Source organism: Zoogloea sp., from assembly GCF_030157465.1.
Taxonomy (GTDB): domain Bacteria; phylum Pseudomonadota; class Gammaproteobacteria; order Burkholderiales; family Rhodocyclaceae; genus Zoogloea.
In genome coordinates this window covers 32280-55055 of the sequence record NZ_JAOAUU010000020.1, presented here as the reverse complement: position 1 = coordinate 55055, position 22776 = coordinate 32280, and the positions used below count along the sequence as shown (strand labels likewise).

General features: G+C 64.4%; 36 protein-coding genes. 8 read left to right on the top strand and 28 right to left on the bottom strand.

Annotated elements, in window-relative coordinates; all coding sequences use genetic code 11:
- Window positions 1-3: 3 nt before the first annotated feature.
- The 28 genes from Q1W26_RS02920 to Q1W26_RS02785 all read right to left on the bottom strand — a co-directional run bounded on the left by Q1W26_RS02920 (window position 4) and on the right by Q1W26_RS02785 (window position 19246).
- On the bottom strand, window positions 4-240 hold the full coding sequence (locus Q1W26_RS02920; protein ID WP_300435673.1) for a DUF1799 domain-containing protein: 237 nt from the start codon (window positions 238-240) through the stop codon (window positions 4-6).
- 71 nt (window positions 241-311) lie between these two features.
- Window positions 312-779, bottom strand: a complete 468-nt coding sequence (locus tag Q1W26_RS02915) for a hypothetical protein (RefSeq protein WP_300435632.1) — start codon at window positions 777-779, stop codon at window positions 312-314.
- 20 nt (window positions 780-799) lie between these two features.
- Entirely contained in the window at window positions 800-1756 is a 957-nt protein-coding gene (locus tag Q1W26_RS02910; RefSeq protein WP_300435629.1) for a phage tail tube protein, read from the bottom strand.
- Window positions 1757-1759: 3 nt separating this feature from the next.
- A complete protein-coding gene (locus Q1W26_RS02905) occupies window positions 1760-1912 on the bottom strand; it encodes a hypothetical protein (protein WP_300435626.1) in 153 nt (50 codons plus the stop codon).
- A gap of 9 nt (window positions 1913-1921) precedes the next feature.
- Entirely contained in the window at window positions 1922-2389 is a 468-nt protein-coding gene (locus Q1W26_RS02900; RefSeq protein ID WP_300435624.1) for a hypothetical protein, read from the bottom strand.
- Between the two features lie 102 nt (window positions 2390-2491).
- Window positions 2492-2983 carry a hypothetical protein gene (locus Q1W26_RS02895; protein WP_300435622.1) on the bottom strand — a complete coding sequence of 164 codons (492 nt, stop codon included), beginning with the start codon at window positions 2981-2983 and terminating at the stop codon, window positions 2492-2494.
- A 44-nt stretch (window positions 2984-3027) separates the two neighbouring features.
- The gene (locus Q1W26_RS02890) at window positions 3028-3936 is read right to left on the bottom strand and encodes a hypothetical protein (RefSeq protein WP_300435619.1); all 909 of its coding nucleotides are present in this window, start codon (window positions 3934-3936) and stop codon (window positions 3028-3030) included.
- Window positions 3937-4027: 91 nt separating this feature from the next.
- Complete coding sequence (locus tag Q1W26_RS02885) at window positions 4028-5227, bottom strand: GDSL-type esterase/lipase family protein (protein ID WP_300435616.1); 1200 nt, start codon at window positions 5225-5227, stop codon at window positions 4028-4030.
- A 1-nt stretch (window position 5228) separates the two neighbouring features.
- Window positions 5229-5936, bottom strand: a complete 708-nt coding sequence (locus tag Q1W26_RS02880) for a hypothetical protein (RefSeq protein ID WP_300435614.1) — start codon at window positions 5934-5936, stop codon at window positions 5229-5231.
- A complete protein-coding gene (locus Q1W26_RS02875) occupies window positions 5933-6586 on the bottom strand; it encodes a hypothetical protein (RefSeq protein WP_300435612.1) in 654 nt (217 codons plus the stop codon). The genes Q1W26_RS02880 and Q1W26_RS02875 overlap by 4 nt, the downstream gene beginning before the upstream one ends.
- Window positions 6587-6589: 3 nt before the next feature.
- A complete protein-coding gene (locus Q1W26_RS02870; protein WP_300435609.1) occupies window positions 6590-7045 on the bottom strand; it encodes a hypothetical protein in 456 nt (151 codons plus the stop codon).
- Between the two features lie 46 nt (window positions 7046-7091).
- Window positions 7092-9410: a hypothetical protein gene (locus Q1W26_RS02865; protein WP_300435606.1), complete on the bottom strand. Its 2319-nt coding sequence runs from the start codon at window positions 9408-9410 to the stop codon at window positions 7092-7094.
- A gap of 2 nt (window positions 9411-9412) precedes the next feature.
- Window positions 9413-9661 (bottom strand): hypothetical protein, encoded by a 249-nt coding sequence (locus tag Q1W26_RS02860; RefSeq protein ID WP_300435603.1) that lies wholly within the window; start codon window positions 9659-9661, stop codon window positions 9413-9415.
- Window positions 9662-9781: 120 nt separating this feature from the next.
- A complete protein-coding gene (locus Q1W26_RS02855) occupies window positions 9782-10660 on the bottom strand; it encodes a phage minor head protein (RefSeq protein ID WP_300435601.1) in 879 nt (292 codons plus the stop codon).
- Entirely contained in the window at window positions 10657-12087 is a 1431-nt protein-coding gene (locus Q1W26_RS02850; protein WP_300435598.1) for a hypothetical protein, read from the bottom strand. The genes Q1W26_RS02855 and Q1W26_RS02850 overlap by 4 nt, the downstream gene beginning before the upstream one ends.
- 75 nt (window positions 12088-12162) lie before the next feature.
- On the bottom strand, window positions 12163-13545 hold the full coding sequence (locus tag Q1W26_RS02845) for a terminase family protein (protein ID WP_300435596.1): 1383 nt from the start codon (window positions 13543-13545) through the stop codon (window positions 12163-12165).
- Window positions 13542-14099 (bottom strand): phage protein Gp27 family protein, encoded by a 558-nt coding sequence (locus tag Q1W26_RS02840; RefSeq protein ID WP_300435592.1) that lies wholly within the window; start codon window positions 14097-14099, stop codon window positions 13542-13544. Before Q1W26_RS02840 ends, Q1W26_RS02845 begins: the two co-directional genes overlap by 4 nt.
- 1 nt (window position 14100) lies before the next feature.
- Window positions 14101-14394 carry an ArsR family transcriptional regulator gene (locus Q1W26_RS02835; protein WP_300435589.1) on the bottom strand — a complete coding sequence of 98 codons (294 nt, stop codon included), beginning with the start codon at window positions 14392-14394 and terminating at the stop codon, window positions 14101-14103.
- 2 nt (window positions 14395-14396) lie between these two features.
- The gene (locus Q1W26_RS02830) at window positions 14397-14699 is read right to left on the bottom strand and encodes a hypothetical protein (protein WP_300435586.1); all 303 of its coding nucleotides are present in this window, start codon (window positions 14697-14699) and stop codon (window positions 14397-14399) included.
- A gap of 2 nt (window positions 14700-14701) precedes the next feature.
- Complete coding sequence (locus Q1W26_RS02825) at window positions 14702-14953, bottom strand: TraR/DksA C4-type zinc finger protein (protein WP_300435584.1); 252 nt, start codon at window positions 14951-14953, stop codon at window positions 14702-14704.
- A 7-nt stretch (window positions 14954-14960) separates the two neighbouring features.
- Complete coding sequence (locus Q1W26_RS02820) at window positions 14961-15185, bottom strand: hypothetical protein (protein ID WP_300435581.1); 225 nt, start codon at window positions 15183-15185, stop codon at window positions 14961-14963.
- Window positions 15185-15412 (bottom strand): hypothetical protein, encoded by a 228-nt coding sequence (locus tag Q1W26_RS02815; protein WP_300435579.1) that lies wholly within the window; start codon window positions 15410-15412, stop codon window positions 15185-15187. Before Q1W26_RS02815 ends, Q1W26_RS02820 begins: the two co-directional genes overlap by 1 nt.
- Complete coding sequence (locus tag Q1W26_RS02810; protein ID WP_300435577.1) at window positions 15405-15845, bottom strand: hypothetical protein; 441 nt, start codon at window positions 15843-15845, stop codon at window positions 15405-15407. Before Q1W26_RS02810 ends, Q1W26_RS02815 begins: the two co-directional genes overlap by 8 nt.
- A complete protein-coding gene (locus Q1W26_RS02805) occupies window positions 15842-16351 on the bottom strand; it encodes a lysozyme (protein ID WP_300435576.1) in 510 nt (169 codons plus the stop codon). The genes Q1W26_RS02810 and Q1W26_RS02805 overlap by 4 nt, the downstream gene beginning before the upstream one ends.
- A gap of 30 nt (window positions 16352-16381) precedes the next feature.
- Entirely contained in the window at window positions 16382-17650 is a 1269-nt protein-coding gene (locus Q1W26_RS02800; RefSeq protein ID WP_300435574.1) for an SAP domain-containing protein, read from the bottom strand.
- A complete protein-coding gene (locus tag Q1W26_RS02795) occupies window positions 17647-18282 on the bottom strand; it encodes a hypothetical protein (RefSeq protein WP_300435571.1) in 636 nt (211 codons plus the stop codon). The genes Q1W26_RS02800 and Q1W26_RS02795 overlap by 4 nt, the downstream gene beginning before the upstream one ends.
- On the bottom strand, window positions 18279-18809 hold the full coding sequence (locus Q1W26_RS02790; protein WP_300435568.1) for a hypothetical protein: 531 nt from the start codon (window positions 18807-18809) through the stop codon (window positions 18279-18281). The genes Q1W26_RS02795 and Q1W26_RS02790 overlap by 4 nt, the downstream gene beginning before the upstream one ends.
- On the bottom strand, window positions 18806-19246 hold the full coding sequence (locus tag Q1W26_RS02785; protein ID WP_300435566.1) for a helix-turn-helix transcriptional regulator: 441 nt from the start codon (window positions 19244-19246) through the stop codon (window positions 18806-18808). The genes Q1W26_RS02790 and Q1W26_RS02785 overlap by 4 nt, the downstream gene beginning before the upstream one ends.
- Before the next feature lie 122 nt (window positions 19247-19368).
- Here Q1W26_RS02785 and Q1W26_RS02780 point away from each other — a divergent pair, with 122 nt between their 5' ends.
- From Q1W26_RS02780 to Q1W26_RS02745, 8 genes are all read left to right on the top strand, one after another.
- On the top strand, window positions 19369-20214 hold the full coding sequence (locus tag Q1W26_RS02780) for a hypothetical protein (RefSeq protein WP_300435564.1): 846 nt from the start codon (window positions 19369-19371) through the stop codon (window positions 20212-20214).
- Window positions 20215-20283: 69 nt separating this feature from the next.
- Window positions 20284-20544: a hypothetical protein gene (locus tag Q1W26_RS02775; RefSeq protein ID WP_300435561.1), complete on the top strand. Its 261-nt coding sequence runs from the start codon at window positions 20284-20286 to the stop codon at window positions 20542-20544.
- Between the two features lie 8 nt (window positions 20545-20552).
- The gene (locus tag Q1W26_RS02770; RefSeq protein ID WP_300435558.1) at window positions 20553-20681 is read left to right on the top strand and encodes a hypothetical protein; all 129 of its coding nucleotides are present in this window, start codon (window positions 20553-20555) and stop codon (window positions 20679-20681) included.
- A 4-nt stretch (window positions 20682-20685) separates the two neighbouring features.
- Entirely contained in the window at window positions 20686-21138 is a 453-nt protein-coding gene (locus tag Q1W26_RS02765) for a hypothetical protein (RefSeq protein WP_300435555.1), read from the top strand.
- Window positions 21139-21149: 11 nt separating this feature from the next.
- On the top strand, window positions 21150-21740 hold the full coding sequence (locus Q1W26_RS02760; protein ID WP_300435552.1) for a hypothetical protein: 591 nt from the start codon (window positions 21150-21152) through the stop codon (window positions 21738-21740).
- A gap of 10 nt (window positions 21741-21750) precedes the next feature.
- Window positions 21751-22080 carry a hypothetical protein gene (locus Q1W26_RS02755; RefSeq protein WP_300435549.1) on the top strand — a complete coding sequence of 110 codons (330 nt, stop codon included), beginning with the start codon at window positions 21751-21753 and terminating at the stop codon, window positions 22078-22080.
- Entirely contained in the window at window positions 22037-22456 is a 420-nt protein-coding gene (locus Q1W26_RS02750; RefSeq protein ID WP_300435547.1) for a hypothetical protein, read from the top strand. Before Q1W26_RS02755 ends, Q1W26_RS02750 begins: the two co-directional genes overlap by 44 nt.
- Window positions 22453-22776: a hypothetical protein gene (locus Q1W26_RS02745; RefSeq protein WP_300435544.1), complete on the top strand. Its 324-nt coding sequence runs from the start codon at window positions 22453-22455 to the stop codon at window positions 22774-22776. The genes Q1W26_RS02750 and Q1W26_RS02745 overlap by 4 nt, the downstream gene beginning before the upstream one ends.

The window sequence follows — 22776 nt, the reverse complement described above, 5'->3', positions numbered from 1 at the left end:
TTTTCAGTGTGCTCCCTCGTTGATTTTTTCCAGCGCTGCCAGCGCCTCGTCCTGCATCACCCGCAGCCCGGCAAAGATGTCGGGCCAGCGCTTGCGCTTGATGCCCATCAGCCGCAGGGCCGATTCCACCTGCTGCCAGTCCAGCCCCTGGCGCACCGCGCCGCCCACCCCCACCAGCCAGCGCCACTGCCGCCAGGTCACGCACCAGGTGCGCACGGTTTCCGCATGCCAGGGGTAGATCGGCAGCGGTCGGTCGGCCTCCGGCAGGCTCCCCTCGGCGGGCGCCAGGCCGAAGGCCGCAAACTGGGCGGCTAGATCGTCGGTTCTTCCACCGCCGCCGCGTCCGCAGTCGATCCAGCGGCGGGCGGCGGCGCGGAGTTTCCCCGGCTGGCCGACTCCCCATCGGGGGCCACGCCGTAGCGCAGCTCGGCGATCGCCCGGTTAAAGCCCACCGAGAAGGCCTTGCCGTAGGGGCCGGTCAGCGTCGCCGGCAGCGCCGCGATCGGCATCGGCTGGCCGGCCGGGTCGGTCACGCCGCGCCAGTCGGCCACGAACTGGGGGATCAGCTCCGCGTTGCGGGCCAGCACGGCACGCAGGTCGGGCTGGGCGGCGTCGGGCGCCGCCTCGGGCAGCAGGCGGGCGTAGTCCGCTTCCGAGTACACGCGCAGCTGGGCCTCGAAGGCGAACTCGGCAAAGCCGGCATCGACGGGCACGCTCACCCGCACCGGCCACCAGACTTTAGGTTCCGGGTCGATCACGAAGGGGATGGGAGTTTTCATGGGGCGGAAGTCCTTTTCGGTTACAGGCACACGATGCGCACGTCGTCGTTGCCGGCCGAGGGCGTCATGCGCAGGTCAAAGCCGATCAGCCGGCGGCCGCTCACGTCCTGCTTGCTGGGGTTGATGAGCTGCACGTTGGGGGCGAACACCATCACCTGGCTGCCGGCCGTGGTGCCGTGGGTGAAGCCCACGCCCTGGGTGGTGTTGGCCTTCACCGAGGCGAACATGGCCACCTCCTGGGCGGGCGTCAGGTCGAGCTGGATGCTGCCCGTCACGTCGCGGTTGGTGATGTCGATCGAGTCGCCGCCGAGCAGCGGCGTATAGACCACGCTGTTGCCCATCTTGGCGTTGAAGCCGCGGCTGGGGTAGCTGGTGCCGCCCGACAGCGCGCCGGCGCTGTAGGTGCAGCCGAGCAGGATGTCGCCGGTGTTGGGGTCGGTCACCACCAGCGGCTTCTTCCACGGGGTGTAGGTGCCGGTGGCCGTGGCCGCGCTCACGCCGCCGTCGATGCCTTCGAACTTGAAGCTCAGCAGCGGCCGCTCGCCGATGCCGGCCTTGATCTCCACGTCGCCCATGGCGCCCAGCAGCTTATGCAGCACGCCGTCGTCGTAGTAATAGAGGGTGAGCGTCTTGAGGCCGGTGGTGACCGGGGTGTAATCCACCCGGCTGCCGGCCGTGACCGCCTCGGCAAAGGCGCAGCCCAGCAGCAGCGGGCCCCAGGCCGGCGCAGTGCCGGCGGTGCCGCTGGCGGCCAGCTCCACGTCAAACGACACCTCCACGGTGGCGGTGCCCACCAGCTGCTCCGAGCCACCAAAGAACGGCCGCACCAGGTCGCGGCTCACGTTGTTGGCCTTGAGCGGGTTGATCGTCAGGTTGGCCACCAGCAGCGCGTTGGCGGCGCCGGTGGGCGCGGCATCGACGCCGGCGGTGGTCTCCACCTTGGCCAGGATCAGGGCGTTGCGGGAATAGCGGGACATGGCTTACTCCTGGGGCGCCGGCTCGGCCGGCGGAAGGTCGTCGGGGTGCGGCGTGAGGCTGCCGTCGGGCTGGCGGATCCAGCGGCCGCCGGCGGGCGGGTCTTGCTCGGCCGGCTGGTCCGGAGAGGCGGGCAATGGGTTGGGCGTCTTGGCCATGGAGGGCTCCTAGATCTCGAACTCGGTCTTGAGGGAAAGGCGCGCCTGGTGGCACAGCACGCCGCAGAACAGCACCGTCGCCAGCTCATCCACCTGAATGCCGGCCTCGTCGTCGCTCGCCACCGGCGCCACCAGGCCGCCCAGGGTCGGGTTGGCCCGCCAGGCGGCGCGAATCGCCTCCACCAGCCAGTCAAAGGACAGCTCGGACTGATCGGCATCCGCCAGCGCCATGTAGCCGACGATGGTCCAGCTCACCCGCTGTACGGTGGTAGTGAGGGTGAAGGCACGCTCACGGGTCGCCGTGCGAGTGACGAACCACCCGCGCAGCTGGTCGGCACCGCCGATGTTGGCCACGTACAGCGCCTTCATCTCGGCCTCGCGGGAGGCAAAGCGCTGGTACGCATGCACCCGGCCCACTTCGGGCACGGAGGCGATCAAATCGAAGAGAGCGGAACGGACAAGGGCAACGTGCGTCATGCCCGGCAGACTACGCGCGCGCGCGAAGCCGCCCGGAGGCGAAGCCCTTCGGAGGGAACAGCAGTGGAGGGATGGAGAAAGAGAGGTGCAGCCAGGCCGGAACTACGCCGACCCGCCCGCCATGCGCGCCACGATGCGATCTGCAGCGCGGGAGAAGATGGCCTGCACCTGCGGCTCCAGGCGCGCCCAGGTGCGGTGGAACATGCCGACCCCGAGGGTGCCCCGGGCGGCGATCTTGCGGGCGATGGCCAGCGCCGCCGCCTCGATCTCGGACTGCTCCGAGATCCCGAACTTCACCCGCACCCAGTCCTGGATCGGTTCAAGCGGCGGAAAGTGCGGCCGCGTACCCAGCTCGACATACTCCACATGGGGCTGGGCACTGCCCACCACGCCCAGCAGGCCGTCGGGGATCTCAGTGATGAAGCTGCCGATGCTGGCGCGGGTCAGGCCGGTGGCGGTGGGTGTGGCGTCCTTCACCTCGCGCTCGAGGAGCGCGGTGGCCTCCAGGAGGGCGCGGTGGAGTTCGGCGTGGAGGATGGCCGGGGTGGCGGAGGACAGATCCGGGCGCGGGGTGGGGGTGAGTTCGAGGTTCATGTCTCTTACCAAACTCCACGTGCGCCTGTGGAATGGTCAGGCAATCAGATGGAGTCCGAGGCTGCAGTTTTTTTGAAAAATCCTTTGTCCACCTCGACAGCGTGACTTGCGTGGAAAAGAAAGCCGGCGTTGATGTCAGAAAGCAATCCATGCTCCAACATAAATGACACGATTTGCTCGTCCCCGAGTGCGACAGAGTGCCTAACCCCATAAAATATAACGATTTGTTCTTCTCTCGACTGGACGGCCTTAAGTACTTCTTTGTATTGGAGCATTGATTTTGGAGTACCCTCCATGAGGAGGCGGATCAATGCTGAATAAACACTGAAGTACGGCTTCAAAGTGAATAGATATTCATGACTTGCATCAGTCATGATTGCACCAAGCACGACCCCCTGGATATTAATTTCAGATAAGTCAGTGCCAAGCTTTCTATATGACTCGCGTCCAGCCTCACCCGTTTGAGTATGGTAAGAGCATATCGCTTTCAGCTTGTTGAAAAAATAGACAAAATAATCATCGCCGGCTCGCTTTGATACCTCATACCTAGGATCGCTCGCATCGAGCTTTGCGAGATCCTTCTTCACTCCCTCCAGAATTTCGAGCAGCTTGAAAAAAGCCACATCAAACGACTGTCTGTTCAAAATCGACGCCTGGGCCTCAAGCTGAGCGCTCTGATTCTTCAACTCCAACCGATTCGCCTTTAATTCCTCGCGTTGCAGCATCAACTCGGCGCGCTGCATGAGCATCGTGTAGATGATCGCTGCAAAGGCAAGACCGGAGAACAGAGCGTTGATCGCACCGAACTTATCTCCGAATGTTCCCCTGGACGCCTCATCGACGAAGTGATCGATCAACATCCCCGAAAGCCACCAAATGGAAAAGACCGTCAGCGACGTTACGATCCAGATCCAGATGGGCATCTTCCCCTGGGAGGGGTCTTCCTTATTCATTTCGTTCCTCATGGTCCAAGGTAGTGATCACCACGGGTGTTTGGCTGAGATCCAGTGATAGCGAAAAGTGGGCAACACGCAGTCCCAGTCGTCACTGTCCAAGCACCCCCCAACCGTAAAACGCCTCGCTCATGACTTCATAACCGGCAGCCAACGGATGCCGTCCATCAGCGAACAACCCTCGATTGTTCGCGGCAACCCAACTTTCGAGTGCCAGTTGATGATCAAAGAGGTTGATGGCGTTGATGTCAGCGATCTCCCTGATTGCTGACCAGTAGGTATCTTGGTTTGCGTTGCCGGCGTAGTCAATGACATTGGGAATGCACAGCACTACATCGCCGGTGGTCTTGCACAGATCAATCATCTCCTGGTAGCGCGTCTTGAACTCATCGATGGGCTTGGCCAAGGTGCTGTCGTTGATGCCCAAGCAGATGATGGTGAGGTCGGGTGCGATCGCGAGGATGTCTTGCCGAGGGCCGTCGGCCGGTTCGGATGCCGCCCCACCCCTTAAGTAACCCCACATCGACTGGGCATTCCACGCACCGGAGATGAGCTGCACCTCCGCATTGTTCCGGTAGCAAGACGTTCCACGGAACTGCAGCACAGACGTACCGACCTTGCTGATGTTCAGTGTTTGAACACCGAGAGGAACAGTAACCGTGGTCTTAACGATTGCGGTTGTTGGCTGGTTGCAGTTGATTGTCGCAAGCACGGCCCCACCCACATCTACAGTAAAGCTACCCAGACCGTTTGCCTTCTTGTAGTAGATGTCGACGGTGTCGTAGGCCTTGTCGGGCAGAAAGCCGATCGTACCTGCGCTCGTTGCGGCATTGGTCTTGAGACCGAAGCATCCGACCTGATACGGCGTGTTGTAGTCCCACACTGCCGTGTCGAATGAAATACGTGGGTCGTACTCTTTGAATTTGGCAGATCCACCACCGGCAATCCCACAGCCGGAGTCGCCGTACCAACTTCCGAGGGTGACGGGGACCGACTTGATCTTATTGCCTAGGCGCCTGAACCAGCCGTTGTATAAGTTTCCCGCAAAGGAGACACCGGACCCCCACGCCCCGAGTCCGGTCGAGTCGCTCAGCAGAGCGACCTTGGCGTTGCGTGTGCCGACGGCGACACCCGCGCGGGCGGCATTCCACTTGGGAGTCGGATAGCGAGCAGTTCGCGGCGGCATCACTACGCCATTCAGCGTCTCGATTCTTCGCTTTGTTGGCGTAGTAATAAATCCGACAGGCTTCACCCCCGCCGGCAACCCGTTCCCCGGAAAATAAACCGGCATCTCACCACCTCCTGGCTGTGAATTTTTGACCCGTCACCGCCCCGACGATGGACACGCTCGCCCAGGGCACCATGTCGGCGGGGGTCTCGTAGCCGCCGCCGTTGGCCGGGATGCGGATGGAGCCCGCACCGGCGATGGCGGCGTTGCCGCCGCCGTCGTTGATCCACAGATCGTTGTCGGGATCGGGGTTGTAGAGGGCGAAGCCCGTGGCCGGAATCGCACCGTTGAAGAGCGGCTGGGCCGTGCCGCCGGCGGCGATCGTGCCGGAGCCGTCGATGGGCGTGAGGGCCGGGGTGTCGCGGGTCCAGCGGCGGGCCGTGAAGGCCATGCCGGTGACGGCGCCGTAGATCGACACGGCCGCGGCGGCGCCCACGCCCCGGGGCGTCTCGTAGCCACCGCCCCCGGCCGCCAGGCGGATGGTGCCGGCGGCGTTGGGGGCGGCCGCGGCGCCGGTGTCGTTGATCCACAGGTCGTTGTCGGGGTCGGCGTTGTAGATGGCGTAGCCGGCATCCGGCACCACGCCGCCAAACAGCACCTGGGCGGTGCCGCCGACCGTGATGGTGCCGGAGCCATCCACCGGCGCGCCGGCGCCGGCCGCGGCGTCGCCCGACATCACCACCACCAGGCGGCCCAGGCTGTCGACAGCCAGTTCCCGTGCTCTGGGCTTGGTCGGATCGCTCCGGTCCAGCCCTGCAATCACTCCCGTCATCCCATTCTCCCGTGATACATGCGGCTACCGCCGCGGCTGTCGGTGCTTTTCAACTGGACCACGGCCCCGGCCGGGGCGGCGGTCTTCTCTTCGATGCCCAGCGCGGCCTGGAACTGCTTGCGGTACTCCCGCGCCCGGGCAGCAAAGGCCTGGCTGCGGGTCTGGCCGAAGCTGCGGTCGGCGCTGATGGTCGAATCGGTGTCAGACGCATAGAAGCTGGCGAGCTGCTCGCACAGCAGCGCCGAAGCGTACTTGGCCACCGCCTCGCGGTCGGCGGGCGGGAGGGTGTCCTCGGTGGCCGACAGCGCGTGCTGAAGCGTGTAGCGCACCCGCACCGGGCCGGCTGGGCGGCCGGCCAGCATCACCACCAGGCCGTCGGGCCCCAGGTAGAGCTCGCCGGGGATCGACGCCGGCGGCACCTGGCCGATGGGGTATTCGAGCCCGGCGAGGGTCGAGCTGCCCACCACCCAGCCTGCCGGCAGCGGCAGCGTGTCACCGGTGGGGGTCACGTCCGCCACGCCCTGGCGCGGCCGGGCCTGGCCATAGCGGATCAGCGCCAGGCCGATGGCTTCGTCGCGGTCGGCGGCGGTCAGCTTGCCCGCGTCGTCGCGGACCAGCCGATCCACCAGCCCCTGGTAGTCCGACAACATGGCTCAGTTCCGCGCCAGGGTGAGGACGACGCTGATGTCGTTCCAGGTGGGCGAGGTGCCACCGATGGTGAGATCCACCGTCAACGTGCTCTCGTCGGCCAGCTGCGGGCTGGTGATCGTGCCCTCGGCCACCGTGCCCGCAGTGATGCCGATCGGCGCCGACAGCACCGAGGTGGCGCCCTGCTTGACGTTCACCGTCAGCGTGGGGCTGGTGCCGCCCGAGGCCCGGGCGGTGGCCGATACGCCCACCAGGCGGGCCTTGAAGGGCAGCTTGATCTGCACCACGCCGATGGTGGTGGCCGTGTATTGACCGGAGATCACCAGCGGCAGGATCTGCACCGAGGTGGTGGTCGGGTAGTTGGCGGTGTCGGCCAGCGCTGCCGGCGTGAACAGCGTTACCGCCATGGCGGCCAGCGCCAGAACGAGGTTGCGGGTAAAGACAAAGGGCTTGCGGAACATGGGTGACTCCTTGCAGTTGGTAGGCCCCGAAGGGCCGTGAGATGTCTTACAGCACCGACTTCCACAGACCCCGGAACTCGACCACGTTGCCGCCATACACGTGGCGGATCTTGTAGGTCACCTTGTCGTGGGTGAACAGCGAGCCCACCGTGGGGTTGTCCTGGATGAAGATCTCGGGTTCCTGGTTGCCGTCCAGGAAGCCGATCTCGACGGTGGGGATGTCCGCCTTGTCGGCCGACATGGCCCAGTCGTTGGTGTCGGTCCAGTACCAGACCGGGTTCACCTGCAGGTTGAGGTTCTGCACGAAGGTCTTGTCGTTGTTGGTGCTGCGGGCAAACAGGTTGGTGGCGGTTTCCTGCAGGTCGGCGGGCACCCAGATCTGGGCCGGGCCGATGCCGATGCGGTCAAGACTGTTCAGCTCGGTCTGCTTGAGCATGGCCAGGCGGCCGGCGGAGACGCCCGCCGAGTCCAGCGCCGCCGCGCCCAGGTTGCCGTGGGTGGCATGGAACAGGGGCAGACCGTCGTAGATCGTCGGGTTGGCGCGGATGAAGTCCAGCACGAACTTGGCCAGGGTGCGCTTGGCTGCCCGGCTGAGCTTGGTCGGGATGCGGCGGATGGCGCCCACATCGTCGTTGCGGATCATCTCGATGGTGATTTCTTCCGTGCCGCCGCGCTTGGCCGGCGCGTAGGTCGCCTTCTCGTCGGTCGGGCTGGTCATGGCCTGGTAGGGGTCGCCCTCGGGCACCACCGGCAGATCGCCGTAGCCGCCGTAGCGGGTGCGCTCGTTGGTCCGGAAGTCGTTCAGGGGCACCGTATCGGCCAGGTTGCGCCACACGTCGTACTGCCCCATGTCCCGGTAGTCGGCAATCATCCGGCGGGTGATGGCGTTGCCCAGCACACTGCCAAAGCTGGTCGAATCCAGCGCCTCGCGGAACGAGGCTTCGCCCAGGGCTTCACGCATGCGCACCGGGTCGCAGTTTTCCACCCGGCCGGTCGCCTTCCAGTCACCGGTGATCTGGCCGTAGGCTTCCTTGAAGCTCTGCACATGGACGTGGTCTTTGTGGCCAGCGTCGAAGAAGGCATCGAGCATCTGGCCCACCACCACGTGGCGCGGCTCGGTGATCTCGATGTTCAAGCCCGGCATGCGCACCTGGCCGGATTCGACAAAGCGCGCCACATAGGCCCGCTCGGCATTGATAGCGCCACTCACGTCGGCCTCGGTAAAGCGTTCACGGGCGGCGAAGTCGGCCTGCAGCTTGTCCTTGGCCGGCTGGGGCAAGGTGCAGGTGGCGATCGTGGCGCGGGCGCTGGCGCGGGCCTCGACCATGCGCAGGTCTTCCAGCGTGACCAGGCCGGTGGTGACGGGCGCTGCAGCAGGGGCTACAGCTTCCCGGTAAGCGGTTTCCAGCGCATCGTCGGTGACGGTGGCCAGATCGATGGCGGCGGCTTTTTCGGGGGACTTCACCCGAATGGCCTCCAGCATGCGTTCCTTCAGACCCATATCGGAGTCCTCCTGTTGGTAATTGGGGTCGGCGGCTTCACGCATCCGGACCAGACCGCCGCCGGCGCCCGGGTCCACGATCAGATCGACCGAATCCACACGATTGATGGATGCGGCCACTTTGAGTGTCTTGTTGGCCACGCGCAGATCGCGGGCGGTGCCGGTGGCGTCGATGGAGAGGCCTACCAGGTCTTTCTTGCCCCGGTCCCAGGCTTCACGAATAGTCTCGGGCAGCGTCGATGCCGAACCCAGGAAGGTGACGGTGGCGGCCAGGTAGCCGGTATCGGGTGCCGCACCTTCGACGAAGTGGGTGGCGGAGACGTAGCCGATGATGTTGCGCACGTCCTTGCCTTCGCCCTTGAGGTGCTGGATGTCGCCCTTGACGAAGATCGGGCGGCCGTCGAACAGGGCTGCGGATTCGCGCAGCACGGCGTCGGGGTAGAAGCGGCCGTTGGTCGATGCGCCAGACCGGACCAGCACGGCATCCCACACCAGGCCCGTGCTGTCGCTTGCGCGGGCTTCAAGGAAGTGGCCTTCCGGCGTGTCGCGGGCCTCGCGCAGCGGGGTGGTCACCGGCGCGTAGGTTTCGATCACCTCAACCCGCGCGCCGAGCTGCACCTGGTTGTCGTCGGCGAGGGTGTAGGGATAGGCCCAGTAGCGGCCGTCAAGCTCGACAACGACGCGATCCGGAAAGAGCGCCTCGATATCGAAATAGCGGCGCCCGGTGGTCGGGTCCGGGTTGGCGTTGAGAACGGCATCCAGCCCCGCGCGCACCAGGTCGGCGATCTGCCCGTATTCGGTCGTCGCGGCCTCACGCAGGGCCACCACGCCGATGATGCCCGTTGCGGGAATCGGCTTGGGCATGGCTACTTGCCTGCCCTGGCGGACTTGGAGGCCTGGTACTTCTGGCCGTCGGCAACGGTGATCGACAGCTTGTTGCCCAGGTCACGCACGCCGACGATGTGATCTGCGCTCAGCTCCTCGTCGACCAGCACAAAGCGCTTGGTCTCGGGATCACGGACGGGCTTGCCGTCCTTGTCGAGCTTGGGGACGCGCACGGTGATGCCCGCGTCCGTGAAGAGTTTTGCCGCGGCGACGGCATCGGGTTCGGCCATGGAAGTCTCCTGGTGAATGGCAACGTGATTGCGTGTGCCATCCTGCCGGCGCGCGCGCGACGACCGGGAGACGAAAGGCTTCGGAAGGCCGGGAGACTGCGGGAGGGAAAAAAGGAAGGATCAGCGGGCGAGCAGCTCGCGCACGGGCTTGCCGACTTCGTCCTGGGCGTACTTGCGGGTGGGGTTCTGCATGGCGCCGGCCCAGTCGGCGTGCCAGGGCACCATCGTACAGCCGCACAGAATGGTTTCGGAAGCCGGCGCCTTCGGATCGTGGGGGTACATCAGCTCGGCGCCGCCGAGTTTGAAGGGCTTGGTCACGTCCTGCACCTGGCCGTCGGCTGCCAGGTGATTGATACGCGGGTGTGGCTTGCCGCTGGCCCGCCACTGCTTCTGCAGGCCCTCAACCATTTGCGCCTGCTGCAACAACCTTTCAAAGGCGGCTGTCGAATACACCCGCGAGTTCTCGGTACGCACAATGGTCAGTGCCCGCCGGCGGGAGGTCTCGCCCAGCACCTCCTTGATCGCCGTCACCGTCTCGGCCGGCGACTGGGCGCCCAGCACCGTGAGGCCCAGCTGGGTGTTGATCTTGCTGATGGCCTCCGTACCCACGTCCTTGATGCGGTCGGTCATGAAGGCCCGCATCGCTGACAACAGGCGCGTGTCGAGCACAGGCGCAGCGCCAACCACCGCGATGCGGCCGGCCGCCAACGGGGCGTCGATCGCCGCCTGCCCGATCTCCCATGCCTGGCCGGCCTGGCTGGCCACCTCGGCCGCGGCCTGGTCGCCAAACTCGGCCAGCGCATGGCGTACCTGGGCCTGCACCTGCGAGAGGCTCCACTGGGCCGCGTCGCTCGGCTGGTCGGCCAGCAAGGCGAGCAGCCTGCCCTCCGCCGTCTTGAGCAGCTTGGCGATGGTGTCGCCGCTGGTGGCCAGGTAGCGGTCGCGCTCTTCGAGCACGGCCTTTAGCTCGGCTTCGACGGCCTGGGCAAGGGTGCTCATGCGGCCGCCGGCGGCGCAGCGGTATCGAGACCACTGAAGGCATCGTTGGCGGCCTTGGTCTTCGCCTCGGCTTCGGCCGCGGCGATTTCGGCCTCGGCGTCGATCTCCACCCCGAGGCGGCCGGCCACGGTGGCCAGCATCTTCACGGCGGTGGCGCGGGTGATGAGCTGGGCATTCACCATTACCAGCATGGCCGTGGCCACCTGTTGCAGGGCGGCTGCCCACTTGGTGGTGTCGCGGCTGGTGAGTTCCGGGAACACGGCCTCCACCTCGTAGGCCTCGTCCTCGAAATCCGGCTCGCGGCCGCCAGTGGCGAGCGCGTCCTGGCGCAGCACGTAGCGGCCCATGTCCTCAAGCACGATCTTCCACAGGCCCTGCCGCATGCTGAATACCTTGAAGGTCGGCTCGCCCATCTCGCCGGCGGTGGAGCGATTCACATCGCCGCCGCCACCGAACCAGTGTTCCGGAATCGTGGCGCCGCCCAGCACGTGGTTGCGGAACAGGCGGGCATGCTCGCTGCTGTCGGCCGCTTTCAAGTCCGGCGTCTCGGCCTTCCACTCCTCGCTGTCGTTATGCACGCGTACCGCGCCGGGCGACGGCGCCGAGATCTCGGAGGCCTTCTTCTTCACCTGGTCTTCGGTCGCCCCTGTGAGCGTCACGTCCCAGAAGAAGGCCCGCATGAACTTGGCCCGGTCCAGCTCGCCGAACAGGAAGCTGTCGTAAGCGTCCAGCCAGTCGGCCTGGGCGAGCAGATCGGAGCGGCCGCGGCCGCCGGCAGCCATGTTGTTCACCCGGATGTAGAAGCACGGCCCATCGGTAAAGCCGGCGCGGATCTCGCGGGTGCGGGCGGTGAACACCTCTTCCGGCCCGTTGATGATCACCTGGTAGCGCTTGGCGTTGCCCTTGCGGTCTTTCTTGGTGACCACGCCGATGGGCTGGCTGGCGTTGTCCGGGTCCATCACCACGGTGCCGATCAGCGACGGGTCCAGGTAGCCCAGGCGCACGGCGCCCGACACCTCGTTGAGGAACACCGGGTAGCACTGCTCACCAAACAGGGCCAGCTCGCGCACTTTCTCGGCCAGCTTGAGCGGCATGTTGTTGATCGGGTCGCGCCAGAAGCGGTTCAGCGTCTTCTGGCCGAGATCATCCTTGCAGGTGAGCTTGACGCCCTCGGCCAGCAGATAGGCCACCATCAGCTCCACCAGGCGGTTGGCCATCAGGTTGGATTCCCACAGGTAGGCCGCCATTTTCTGCATGCGGTCCTGGGTCATCGGCGAGAGGTCGCGGTCGGCATCGCCGGTGAGCTTGCGCCACTGGTCTTCGTCGGCGTCCGCATAGCTGCCGGCCGCTTCGCGCATCGTCTCGGCCCGGGGGGCCGGCTCAGTGCCGGGTATCCACCGGGAAATCCAGTCGGGTAGTTTCATCATGGCTCCAGAAATCCCCGGCAAGCGATTTACAGGGGTTTATAAACCGGGTGGCAAGCGGTGCCGCACCGCTCGGACCTATCCCCGCCGGAAAAACGGCCTGTAGGGGCGGCTGAGCAAAACGCCGCGCTGCTGCCGGTCGGTGAGGGATTGGGGGTCGTAAGTGGATTTGGCGGCCTCGACGGTGGCGCCGGCAGCGGGTTGCACTTCGCCGCTCGCTGCATTCAGCGCGAGAAAGCACGCCCAGGCTCTGTCCGCGTGCCCGGCCTCGTCGGAGTCCGCGACAAATCGCGGGGCGCCGGTGGGGCTGGTGATTTTTTGAAGCTTGTGGAGATCGGCGCGCAGCTCACGGTCGCCCAGCGGTATCCGGATCTTGCGATCCTCGAAAGCCTCTTTGCCCCGTGTAGCCAGGGTCAGCTTGCTGGGCCCGGAGAACAACACACCCTCGACACGCATCTCCCCGTGACGGCGCTTGGCGTCCTCCACGGGCTTTTCGCCCATGCCGGTCTGGTCCATGCAGCAGCGCAGCACCCGGTAGCGCAGAAACACGTCATCCAGCAGTGCATCCTGCTCGGCAAACTTGATGCGCTTGCGGGTGATGATCTCCCGCGTCCAGGCCACGTCGCCCACCATCTCGACAACCCAGATCACGAACAAGTCATTGCGGGCGGCAATGTCCACACCTACAAAGCACGGCCCGCCGGTGTAGCCGTCCGGCTGGCCGGCGTGGTCGTGCTCGACACCGTCGATCAGCTCGAACGAGATCCAGGCCGAAGCCTCGTCGAGCCAGCCCAGCTCGAATTCCTGCTTCCAGGCATCTTCATCGTTCAGCGCCAGGCGCATCTCATCGACGTTGCGCGGCAGGCCATCCGCCACGGCCTTGTAGATATCCACCAGGTGCCGCGACCACACACCGGCCAGCGCCTTGTCGGTCATCAGCTCGTAGAACTTGTTGCCCTTGCCGTTCGGCGTGCTGGTGACGCGCAGCTTCCAGCCGTTGGAGATGACCGGGAACAGGGCCGTCCAGATCTTGCGGCTGTCGGCATGAAAGGCGAACTCGTCCAGGAACACGTTGGCCGAGAAGCCGCGCGCCGTATCCGGGTTGGCCGGCAGCGCCGTGATCTTTGATCCACCCGGAAGGGTCACGTCGAGCATGGTGTAACGCTCGCCGGATTCGCCCTTGAACTCGCCCTCGACGATCTGGATGCCCAGGCTGTAGGCCTTGCAGTGCTTCTTCACGCCTTCCTCGATCGCCTCTTTCGCTTGGCGTTCGCCGCGGGAGAGGATCACCCAGCGTGTCCGACCGCCCATCGCTTCGGCCTCGAAGCAATCGTCGACCACCTCCAGCGTGGTGGTGAAGGTCTTGCCCGTCTGGCGGGCAAACATGCCGATCTTGAAGCGGCTCTTGTCGGCCAGCCATCTGCGCTGATAGCCATAAAGGGGAACGGCAGGCGTGCTCATACGATGCCGTAGATCTCTTCGCGCACGATGCGCAGGGTTTCGGCGTCGAACCGGCGGCCGCCCTTTTTCTCCATGTCGGCGAGCTTTTCCTTCTGCTCGGCCAGCAGCCTTTCGCGTGCCAGGCGTTCCACCTCGCGGCGCTCTTTCAGGTTGAGCGAGCGCGCCTCCTGAGCCGCTTTGGCCGCGCGGGCGAGATCGAGCACGTCGCCAATTTCCATCTCCGTGTTGTCGCGGATCTGGCGCATCGCGTACTTGCTGGTCAGGGTGGTCACGGCCTGGGCCAGCAGCGCACCGCTCTTGGCGTCGAAGTCCTCGCCCAATTCAGAAACCAGCGCCTCGGCGCACACCGCCATCTCGCGTTCATGGGCGACGATGTCATCCACGGACTGAGCAAATCGGCCAAGGGCCGACCGGCTGGGCGTCGGTTCGTCGGGGAACTCATCCTCGAGCTCGGCCCGCAACGCGTCGAGTGTCAGACGGTTTTCGCGCAGGCGCTGAAACACATGCTTGCGGAAGTCTTCCGAGCGCTGGTCAATTGAGCTTTTGCGGCCCATGTCAGGCTCCAGGCCGCTTCACGCCATCCACGCGGGCGCGGCCGCCGGCCACATCCTCGCCACGCTCGGTGAGGGTGGCCACCAGCACCGAACCCGCCACCTCGATCTTCACCAGGCCTTGCTCTTCCAGCCAGCGCAGCTCGGTTTTCACGTAGTCGCGCGACACGGCATGGCCATACTGGCTATCCATGATGGAAAGCAGCACCGACGAGTTCCCGCGCCGGGCCGGCAGTTCGGAAAGCGTGCGAAGAAGAACAAGCCGTGCATCCTCGCGCAGCAGGTCCGTGTAGCTCATGGTCAGTCCCTGTTCAAAAGGTGTTCGTGGATCAAATCCAGCGTTTTGTTGGTGCCTTCGAGCTTGCCGTTCACCGAGCTCAAGCCGGTCAGGGCTTCGTCGAGGCGCGAGTGGATGCGCTTCAAATCGTCGTGGGTCGGTGCATGGCGCTGGTCGCGCTCGATGGCTGTCAGCCGGTCGCCGAAGCCAGACAGCTTTGCGTCCAGGGCGTCCTTGGTCACACGGTTGCGACCCGACAGGGCCAGCCACACCACGGCAACAAGGTTGATCACTGATAGGACGAACTTCAGCAGCTCCAGATCCATGCTCATACCGGCCTGCCATTTCGCCGCGCTGCGGCTTCGAGCCAAGCCGCTTCATCTTGACAGTCAAAACACAGAATCACGCCCGGCACGGCCTGGCGGCGGGCCTCGCTGATGGGCTGGGCGCAGCCGGCGCAGTGGGTTGCGCTGTCGGCCACCGTTTTGCCGGCGGAGGGGTCGTGAAGGCGCTGCTCGAGCAGCGCGTCGTCGATGAACTCGGCTTCGCGCTCGCTGGCGCGGTCGGAAAAGTCGGTCATGGCAGGGTCAGGCGCGGGCGCGCTGCAGCATCGGGCCGCACAGGCGAGCCGATGCGGTGGGGTTGAGGGCGAGGCGCTGCACGCTGTCGCGTAGCGCCGGCGTGCGCCAGCGCAGGCGGGAGAACGGGGTCAAGCTGCTGCGCCAGCGGTCGAGATGGGCGGCCACGGCGCCGCAGTACCAGGTGAAAGCCGAGGTGGGAGCCAGCGCCGCGCAGAAGTAGTAGCGAAACATCACTCGCCCCCCCGCATGCACACCGGCTGCGTGGTGTAGATCCGCAGCACCGCATTGACGACCACCACCACGGCCAGCGCGGCCTTGTAGAAGTCGGGCGGCAGGAAGGGCTCGAAGCTGTCGGCCACGGTGAGCAGCGCCGACACAGCCGCGGCCGCGCCGTTGAACAGCAGCACCTTGGACTGGCGAGCCGGCTTGGGCTCGGGCAGGGTCTGCGGCTCAGCCATGGCGCACCTCCACCGGCACCTCGCGAATCACCAGCACATTGGCCCGCAGTAGGGTGATGGGGGCGCTGCCGCCCGGCCGCACTGTTACCGCGTCGCACTCCACCGCGTCGCCGGCTTCGTCCAGCGTGATGGCGCCGGGCAGCTCGTCGCCGGCCGGGGCCGCGGTGATCACGCTCACCAGCTGCAGGGCGTGGGAGGCGCCGGGGTCGTCGTGGCTCACGTTGATGCACAGCTCGTCCCGTGCGCCCCGGTGCAGCTTGAAGCCGAGGGCCACGTGGGCCAGGAGGTGCAGGCTATGACCGATGCGCAACCGGTGGGTGCGGATCGGGTGCTCGAACCATTCCCGGTCGGTGGAAATGTGGTGGGCGTCGATCAGGACGTCCTCGTCCTGGGCCTCGGCCGAGCTGGCCACGACGGAAAAGCGGATGCTCATAGCGGACCTTTCAGGGATTCGAGCCGGCGGCGCTCGGTTTCGATGGCATTGTCGGAACACCCCGCAAACATCATCGCCTCGCACGCCCGACGCACCCCCAGCCCGCGCAAGCGCTTGCCCTTGGCGAACACCCACTTGCTGAAACTGGCCTGCGCGGCAAGGCGATCACCGGCCCTGAGCTTGACCCGCAGGGTCGAGCCGTCGAAGGCCTTGATGCCGCAGTTGAAGCAGAACGAAACCAGCGCGTCGAAGTGGTGGATGCGCACCCAGTCGGGCAGCACCGCGGAGAGGTAGATCTCGATGGTCCGGCAGTCGCCCCGCAGCAGCGCCTCCGCCTCGGCGCGGGTCAGCGTCGCGGTGCGCAAGTGCGGTTCGGACTTGCGAATGACGTGGCCGTAACCAATCGTCAATTCACCGGCCGGGCACAGGTAGGCCTGGGGCTCGAACCGCTCGAACGAGCGGATCAGCTCAAGGCCGCGGGGGGAAGTGGTAAGCGGGGATTGCATGCGCGCAGTGTTGCGCGCGCGCGGAGGGGACTAGGAGGCGAAGGGCTTCGGAGGCTCGGTGTCTGCCTCTGGCGATATCAACTGGTCAATGTAGCTACGCGGTAGAACCCACGAGGCGCAGCAATGCATATTAAAGCCGCGCTGATAGCGCTCGCAATTTTCGTTGGGAAGAGGCATCTCCTCAAATGCGCGATCAATGTTCCACACGCCTTCCAAGGCTTTGCAGGAGGGGCAGCCATCTCGACCGGCTGAGATCTCGGCCTCGGTCGTGATCACTTTCAATTTGCGCAGATCATCATCCGCGAGCTGCCTGCCCAAGGCGCGCTGCTGGTCTGCATCGCGAGGTATGCGCACCCCAAAGATTTCCATGTGCGTGCCGTCTCGCACGATGATGGACGCCGCTTTACTCATTCGCTCTTTTTCTTCCGTGTCGGCAGCCGTCCCTTCGGGCTGTGGCGACTGCCTATCCAACCACCACTTGCCAGGAAAGGATGTACCAATGGTGCCCATCAGCACCGCGTATATGCGAGTCGCGCGGCTTTCAGCTGGAGTTGTCCACATACCCGCAACATAGCTCCGCGCCATATCACCTTGAACTGCCATGACGGGACGGGTCAAGGATTCGCTGTAGTGCTGAGCGATTTCGACAACGGCAGAAATGTCATCCCGATCAAGGGCGGCAATGATGGCGGCTGCCACGGCATTCCAGCTGCGCTCCTCTTTGCGGTAGTAGCTTTCCACCCTCGCTATCCCTGCATCTGTGAGGGTGCGGTATGCGCTGCACTGTTCAAGGGGCACTCGCAAGGGATTGGCAGCCAGGAGCCGGGCGATGACCTCCGCCTTTTTGCCGCCAACCTTTAGGTTTTCCGCCCGACACATGGCCCTGAGGCTATCGAGTTTGTGCTCGTGGTTGAGCACCTCCGATGGCGTTGCGAGACGCGTGAACCGCTCCCGATCAAACTCATCCAGCACCGACCAGCGGGAACGCCCAAGCTCTGCATCCAGGTAGTCGGCGGCCGTGTAGCGGTCAATGCGCTCCAAGCGGTGAAAGTTGGACAGCAGCTCATCTTCAGCCCTTGAGCCTGACCGGGGCCTGGCGAACAGCTCCATCTTCAGACCAGGTGCAATCGGTGTCGAATAAAGCACCTGCTCCCCGCTCGGACCATCTGTCCGTGCATCTGATGCGGTGGGGCTAGAATTTCCGTCAAGTGATGGAGGTGCCTGGCGCCCCATGGCAATCCAAAGCGCAATGACCAACGCCGACACCACAAACACCAACGCCAGCCACGTCAAGATCATCTGGCACTCGTCCTGGTCGCATCCTGCACCGAGACCATCGGCCCTTCCGGCGTCTCGTCCTTCACGTTGAAGCTGTTGCAAAGCGCCTCATTCATGCCCCACGCCTTGCCAGCCTTCACCCGCTCGTCGGATTCGGCGCAGCTCATCCATGTATCGCGCTGGCCGAGCAGGTAAGCCATGCGGGACCAGAAGAGGTCGTAGATGGCGGTGCCTTCAGGCATCGTTCCCATGACGGTCGGACGCTCATCTAAAGGGTGACGGGCAGGAGCCCTTATTTGGCTCGGTTGTGCTTGCGAGCCGACAGCAAAGCTGACATGCGCCCCCAGATCATCCTGCTTGACTCTCACGTTCCAGTAGTCGGTGCCCATCACAAAACCGAGCACGAAATAGATTGACCAGTTACGTGCCGCCGTCAATCCATCCTGATCGCGGACGATTGCAAAGTCGTCGCCGTCTGCGAGCTGAAGCACACGCTCGGCAGCGATGGTGGCTTGATCCTTGGTGACACCGGGGAAGGTATGTCGTGTGACTGTTTTCCACTCGTCCTTTGTCAGTTGTTGGCGATTTTGGGTCGCACAGCCAGTGACACTTAATACAAGTCCGAAAAGCACACATTTGAGCAAGGTATTCATGCTGGTTTCCCCAAACCTACTCCGCGGTTTACCTGATCAACAAGTGGCTTCATCCGCTTCGCCAAACGCCATGGGCGAATAAAGCTTAAGCCACACCAGACGGCCCAAGCGATACAAACCGCGAACAAAACAAAAGCCACAAACCATAGCGGTGAGCGGTTCGATAACAGAACAGCGTGCGCAGCGAGAGGTAGCGAAGCCGCTGCCATAGTCATGAATGCTGCACTGCCCGCCCACACAAGCCAACGCGGGCGCTTGATGACAAGACCACCTTCATCCTGTCGCAGCAGCAAACGCATGCTCCACAGCTCACGGACGTGCTCAGGTCGCACCCCAAGGCAGATCAGCCGCTCCAGCAGGATGCGCTCCGGGCGGGTTGCTGCAATGCGAGTGGCCTTGATGAATTCCTGATCCTGCTGGTGCTCCCTCAACCATTCCTCATGGGTGAGCGCACACACATCATTCATCTCTGCTTGGATCCCAGTCACATGGGTCACCGGAGCATGGAAATGTTGCTCGACCTTCATGCCTTACCTTTGCCCTTGTTGATGACCATGCCCGTCACGGCCTCTACGGGTGCATTGAACTGCTGCGCCGTGCCGCCATGAACGGTTTGCTGACTCATAACAGAGCCCGATAGACCCGCCGCGGAGTGTCTCGCGCACAGCTTGACCACGGCCTTCGCCAGTTGCGCGGCATCCACCTTTTTGCCTAGTGAGAGCAGATCCACCGCATCTATCACCGCCTGGTGCACGGCGGATTCACCGATTCCTTGGCCTTGGCGCTGGCCGGTGACGATGTACTGAACATCAACCCCTAGATCTGCCCATGTAGCCAGTACCTCGGCGGTCGGTCCCCCGGTGCCGCTCTCCCAGTTGAAAAGCGTTTTTCGTGTCGTCCCGGCTCTATCCGCGAACTCAACTTGGCTGAATCCCAGACGCTCCCGTTCTTCTTTCAGTCGCACGTGAGAGTGCATAAAAAAATTCCCCTAGTAGCGTTGACTATGTGTAATTTTTTACCCAAAATAGCCACATACACCCGCACAACGCTTCACAACACCACACACCAGCCCGCAAGGAGCCAGCCATGCCGAGCACCTTCAACTTCACCGAGAACGACGCCTGGGCCGTGCTCGTTTCAGCCGCCTTCAGCGACGAATGGCCCGCCTCGCCGGCCACCATTCTTTTCGGGGCGCTGGGCGGCATCGGCGACAGCGAGGCCGGCGTACTCGACGCCGCCGCGGCGCTGCTAGCTGCAGGCGTCATACGGCAGGATGCCTATCGCGCCTTCTGCCTGACCAACCACCCGGTAGCACTGCAAGTGGCGGCCTTTGCCGGCCAGGCGCAGGCCGAACGCATCAACGAGGCCGCAACCAAAGTCCTAGCCGTGCCCGCCACGGAAGAACAATTGATCCAGCGCATGCGCGATCTCCTTTCGGCAGCGACGCAAGATGAAGCGCCGCGTAACTTTGTGGACATCGAGAACCGCCTGAAATATGAGCTGCGGGTGAGCAAGGACCGAGAGGTGGCCACCTTTCTCGGCATGAAGTTCTCCGCCTATTCAGCACGCAAGTCGCGCAACGCCTTCCCCACAAAAGACCTGCTTGTTGCTGTGCAGATGCGGCCGGAACTCGGCATTGACGGCAACTACGTGCTGACAGGCGTCCGCACTGCGGACGACGCCAAATCCCTCATTCGTCAGCGTGGGGAGGCTCTTGCCCAGTGGGCACCACATGCATCTCCCACCGCCGCATCAGCACCTGCGGATCGCCATCAACCAGCATCTCCAGCATTCGCTGAAACAGCGCGTCTTGATACGAGTCCGGCTGAACCAGCTTCTGCCGAAAGTCCAGCAGCAGGCGGGCGTATTCCGCCGTGTCCAGCTTGCCCTCCTTCGACAGTGCAACAACCAGCACCTGAAGCAGCGACATGACCCCGTCTACTGCTTCCACGATGAATGTTTCGGTCGCCTTCTGATTCATGACTTGTAACGCCTCGCACCATGAAAAAACCACAATCTACCACGCATAAGGCGCCGGACCCGAAGCCGGTCATCCCGTATCCCCAGACGCCCGAGACGGCCCTCGATTACATCCGCCTGCACGGCCTGTGTGTGTCGGAGCTGGCACGCCACAACCAGATCCAGCGCTACGCCTTTGTCGACCTGCTGCGCGGCCGCGCCAAGGGCTTTCGGGGCGACACCCACCGCGCCGCGATCGTGCTGGGCCTCAAGCCCGCGCCTGTTTCTCAACCCACGCCGTGAGGCCCGCCATGCAAACCCTTCGTCAACAAACCGGCGTCGAACCGGACAACCTCAAGCTCGCCTTTCTTGAGGCGGCGCTGCGGATCTGGAACACCTGTGGCATCGACGCTTTCCGCTGCTTTGCCCTCGGAGCCTGACGCCATGTTCAAACACTTCAAACCGCTGGCTGCCGCGCTCTGCGCCGCCGCCATCTTTACCGCTCCCCAAGCCCATGCCGGCGACGACTGGACACCCGCCCAACAGGGCAAGGGCTTTGCCCTGGCGACCCTCGTAGCCATTAACTGGGCCCAAGAACACAGCCGGGCCCGCGACGCCGCCGACACCTCGGCCCCCGTCAGCCGTATTCCCGGCCAGCCGGATCGCGCTTACGCGGCGAGCTACGCCGGCCCGGCTAACGTGAATTTGCGACAGCCCACTGAAAGTGGCGACATCGGCCGCGTGAATCGGCAGTTCCTGCTCGGGTCGCTGGCCGGGGCGCTGATCCTCAACGCGCTTCCGTCCGACTACCGTGACGCGGCGCTCAATGCCGGCCTGGTGCTGGAAGTGGGCGTGGTGGCCAACAACCTGCGCCTGGGCGTGGGCTTCAAGTTCTGAGGGGGCGCGCCATGACTACTACCCATAAGTTCGACGGCGGCCTGCGCATCGTCAATGCCCGCCTGCAGATCAACGTTGCCGGCTGCGTCTGGGACGTTTCGGCCTGCCCCGGCATTCAGCCCGGTGATTACGTCCTTGTGCCGGCCCAGCATGTAGTCGACCCGCTCGACGTTTCGTCCCGAACCTCCGCGTCCGAAACCCCTCGCCGCCTCTTTAAGGCCTGGCGGGTGCGCTCCGAGATCAATCACGTCTCGCCCCACGACGAGAGCCCGACAGAGCACATCGCCAGCACAACCCCGCTCTCGCTCTCGACCCGCTTCAAGCGCGCAGCTGGCGCGCAGGAGTTTGGCGGGGCGGCCACCAAGCGCCTGATCGCTCTCGCGGTGTATTCCACGCCCGACCGGCAGGCCGCTGCGGGCGAGGAGATCACGCTGGAACAGATCGTACAGAGCGCGGTGGCCGAGCTGGTCAGCCAGTTGCGTCACTTTCGTCTTGATGGAGATGTGCTGAGAGCACTCCAAACGCATGAGTCCACGTCGGACTCAGCGCAGTCCGCAGCGGCCCAGCCGACAACATCTCATCAAAACGTGGCAGATCGATAAGCCCACGCTCATGCAACTGCAAAGCCAACTCGCCGAGGCCCAACACCATGAACGCCGCCAGATGCCCGGCTTCTGTGGAGCCGAGACAGGCTTCGAGTTCTACGCAGTGGTGCTTGAAAGGATCGTCCATGACGTTTCTCCGGTTGCGTTGTTCGACGCCCCGAAGTTTAGCCGCCTGAAACGCCATTTCAGCCTTTCCAACCCGGTTTTTGTCCAGAAATCTGACCTCTCAGTCCAATCCAATGACCGTCCGACATTCGAAACCCGTCCCGAACAGCCTGCGCATGGCGTTCGAAATGGACAAGAGCCACGCGCTCAAACACCGGCGCCTCTCCATTGAGCGGCTGGCCGAGCTGATGAGTACGACACCGGCCACGCTCTACAAGTGGATCGAGGCCGAGACCATGCCGGCCAAGGCCGTGCTGGCCTGGCAGCACCTCACGGGCTCCATCAACGTGGTGCGCTATCTGGCCGCCGCGGAGGCCGCGGTCGTGATCGCGATTCCAACCGGGCGGGCAACCACTGCAGAGGATGTGCATGTGCTGCAGGCCACCCTGCACGGCGCGACGGGTGCGCTGCTGGACTACATGGCCGGCCAGATGGACCGCGAAACGACGCTGGGCAAGCTCGGCGCGGGGCTGGAATCCCTGGCCTGGCACCGGGAGAACGTGCGCAAGGGCGAGCAGCCCGAGCTGGACCTGGGGTGCGCGCCATGACCAATAAGCACGACGAGCGGCACATGCACGACAACGGCAGCCAGCGCCGCATTCTCGACGCGATCCTCCTGCTGGCCGGGCAGGAGATGCACGGCCTGGCGCCGAAAGACCTGGCGGCCGGGTTGAAGGTGAGCCCTGCATCGATCACCCGTGACCTGCACAACCTGAAGGCGGTGGGCTTTGTGGAGCAGATCGGCGAGACCGGCCGCTACCGCCTGGGGCCGGCGCTCGTACGCATCTCGGTGGCACACGCCACAGCCTTGATGCGCGCCGCCCAGCGCCTTGAAGAAATCCGTAACCGCTACAGCTCGGAGCCTTGA

Excerpts from the sequence above, each read along its gene's own strand:
- Q1W26_RS02915 (WP_300435632.1), bottom strand. The coding sequence starts at position 779 with ATGAAAACTCCCATCCCCTTCGTGATCGACCCGGAACCTAAAGTCTGG.
- Q1W26_RS02910 (WP_300435629.1), bottom strand. The coding sequence starts at position 1,756 with ATGTCCCGCTATTCCCGCAACGCCCTGATCCTGGCCAAGGTGGAGACC.
- Q1W26_RS02905 (WP_300435626.1), bottom strand. The coding sequence starts at position 1,912 with ATGGCCAAGACGCCCAACCCATTGCCCGCCTCTCCGGACCAGCCGGCC.
- Q1W26_RS02900 (WP_300435624.1), bottom strand. The coding sequence starts at position 2,389 with ATGACGCACGTTGCCCTTGTCCGTTCCGCTCTCTTCGATTTGATCGCC.
- Q1W26_RS02895 (WP_300435622.1), bottom strand. The coding sequence starts at position 2,983 with ATGAACCTCGAACTCACCCCCACCCCGCGCCCGGATCTGTCCTCCGCC.
- Q1W26_RS02890 (WP_300435619.1), bottom strand. The coding sequence starts at position 3,936 with ATGAATAAGGAAGACCCCTCCCAGGGGAAGATGCCCATCTGGATCTGG.
- Q1W26_RS02885 (WP_300435616.1), bottom strand. The coding sequence starts at position 5,227 with ATGCCGGTTTATTTTCCGGGGAACGGGTTGCCGGCGGGGGTGAAGCCT.
- Q1W26_RS02880 (WP_300435614.1), bottom strand. The coding sequence starts at position 5,936 with ATGACGGGAGTGATTGCAGGGCTGGACCGGAGCGATCCGACCAAGCCC.
- Q1W26_RS02875 (WP_300435612.1), bottom strand. The coding sequence starts at position 6,586 with ATGTTGTCGGACTACCAGGGGCTGGTGGATCGGCTGGTCCGCGACGAC.
- Q1W26_RS02870 (WP_300435609.1), bottom strand. The coding sequence starts at position 7,045 with ATGTTCCGCAAGCCCTTTGTCTTTACCCGCAACCTCGTTCTGGCGCTG.
- Q1W26_RS02865 (WP_300435606.1), bottom strand. The coding sequence starts at position 9,410 with ATGCCCAAGCCGATTCCCGCAACGGGCATCATCGGCGTGGTGGCCCTG.
- Q1W26_RS02860 (WP_300435603.1), bottom strand. The coding sequence starts at position 9,661 with ATGGCCGAACCCGATGCCGTCGCCGCGGCAAAACTCTTCACGGACGCG.
- Q1W26_RS02855 (WP_300435601.1), bottom strand. The coding sequence starts at position 10,660 with ATGAGCACCCTTGCCCAGGCCGTCGAAGCCGAGCTAAAGGCCGTGCTC.
- Q1W26_RS02850 (WP_300435598.1), bottom strand. The coding sequence starts at position 12,087 with ATGATGAAACTACCCGACTGGATTTCCCGGTGGATACCCGGCACTGAG.
- Q1W26_RS02845 (WP_300435596.1), bottom strand. The coding sequence starts at position 13,545 with ATGAGCACGCCTGCCGTTCCCCTTTATGGCTATCAGCGCAGATGGCTG.
- Q1W26_RS02840 (WP_300435592.1), bottom strand. The coding sequence starts at position 14,099 with ATGGGCCGCAAAAGCTCAATTGACCAGCGCTCGGAAGACTTCCGCAAG.
- Q1W26_RS02835 (WP_300435589.1), bottom strand. The coding sequence starts at position 14,394 with ATGAGCTACACGGACCTGCTGCGCGAGGATGCACGGCTTGTTCTTCTT.
- Q1W26_RS02830 (WP_300435586.1), bottom strand. The coding sequence starts at position 14,699 with ATGGATCTGGAGCTGCTGAAGTTCGTCCTATCAGTGATCAACCTTGTT.
- Q1W26_RS02825 (WP_300435584.1), bottom strand. The coding sequence starts at position 14,953 with ATGACCGACTTTTCCGACCGCGCCAGCGAGCGCGAAGCCGAGTTCATC.
- Q1W26_RS02820 (WP_300435581.1), bottom strand. The coding sequence starts at position 15,185 with ATGTTTCGCTACTACTTCTGCGCGGCGCTGGCTCCCACCTCGGCTTTC.
- Q1W26_RS02815 (WP_300435579.1), bottom strand. The coding sequence starts at position 15,412 with ATGGCTGAGCCGCAGACCCTGCCCGAGCCCAAGCCGGCTCGCCAGTCC.
- Q1W26_RS02810 (WP_300435577.1), bottom strand. The coding sequence starts at position 15,845 with ATGAGCATCCGCTTTTCCGTCGTGGCCAGCTCGGCCGAGGCCCAGGAC.
- Q1W26_RS02805 (WP_300435576.1), bottom strand. The coding sequence starts at position 16,351 with ATGCAATCCCCGCTTACCACTTCCCCCCGCGGCCTTGAGCTGATCCGC.
- Q1W26_RS02800 (WP_300435574.1), bottom strand. The coding sequence starts at position 17,650 with ATGATCTTGACGTGGCTGGCGTTGGTGTTTGTGGTGTCGGCGTTGGTC.
- Q1W26_RS02795 (WP_300435571.1), bottom strand. The coding sequence starts at position 18,282 with ATGAATACCTTGCTCAAATGTGTGCTTTTCGGACTTGTATTAAGTGTC.
- Q1W26_RS02790 (WP_300435568.1), bottom strand. The coding sequence starts at position 18,809 with ATGAAGGTCGAGCAACATTTCCATGCTCCGGTGACCCATGTGACTGGG.
- Q1W26_RS02780 (WP_300435564.1), top strand. The coding sequence starts at position 19,369 with ATGCCGAGCACCTTCAACTTCACCGAGAACGACGCCTGGGCCGTGCTC.
- Q1W26_RS02775 (WP_300435561.1), top strand. The coding sequence starts at position 20,284 with ATGAAAAAACCACAATCTACCACGCATAAGGCGCCGGACCCGAAGCCG.
- Q1W26_RS02770 (WP_300435558.1), top strand. The coding sequence starts at position 20,553 with ATGCAAACCCTTCGTCAACAAACCGGCGTCGAACCGGACAACCTCAAG.
- Q1W26_RS02765 (WP_300435555.1), top strand. The coding sequence starts at position 20,686 with ATGTTCAAACACTTCAAACCGCTGGCTGCCGCGCTCTGCGCCGCCGCC.
- Q1W26_RS02760 (WP_300435552.1), top strand. The coding sequence starts at position 21,150 with ATGACTACTACCCATAAGTTCGACGGCGGCCTGCGCATCGTCAATGCC.
- Q1W26_RS02755 (WP_300435549.1), top strand. The coding sequence starts at position 21,751 with ATGCAACTGCAAAGCCAACTCGCCGAGGCCCAACACCATGAACGCCGC.
- Q1W26_RS02750 (WP_300435547.1), top strand. The coding sequence starts at position 22,037 with ATGGACAAGAGCCACGCGCTCAAACACCGGCGCCTCTCCATTGAGCGG.
- Q1W26_RS02745 (WP_300435544.1), top strand. The coding sequence starts at position 22,453 with ATGACCAATAAGCACGACGAGCGGCACATGCACGACAACGGCAGCCAG.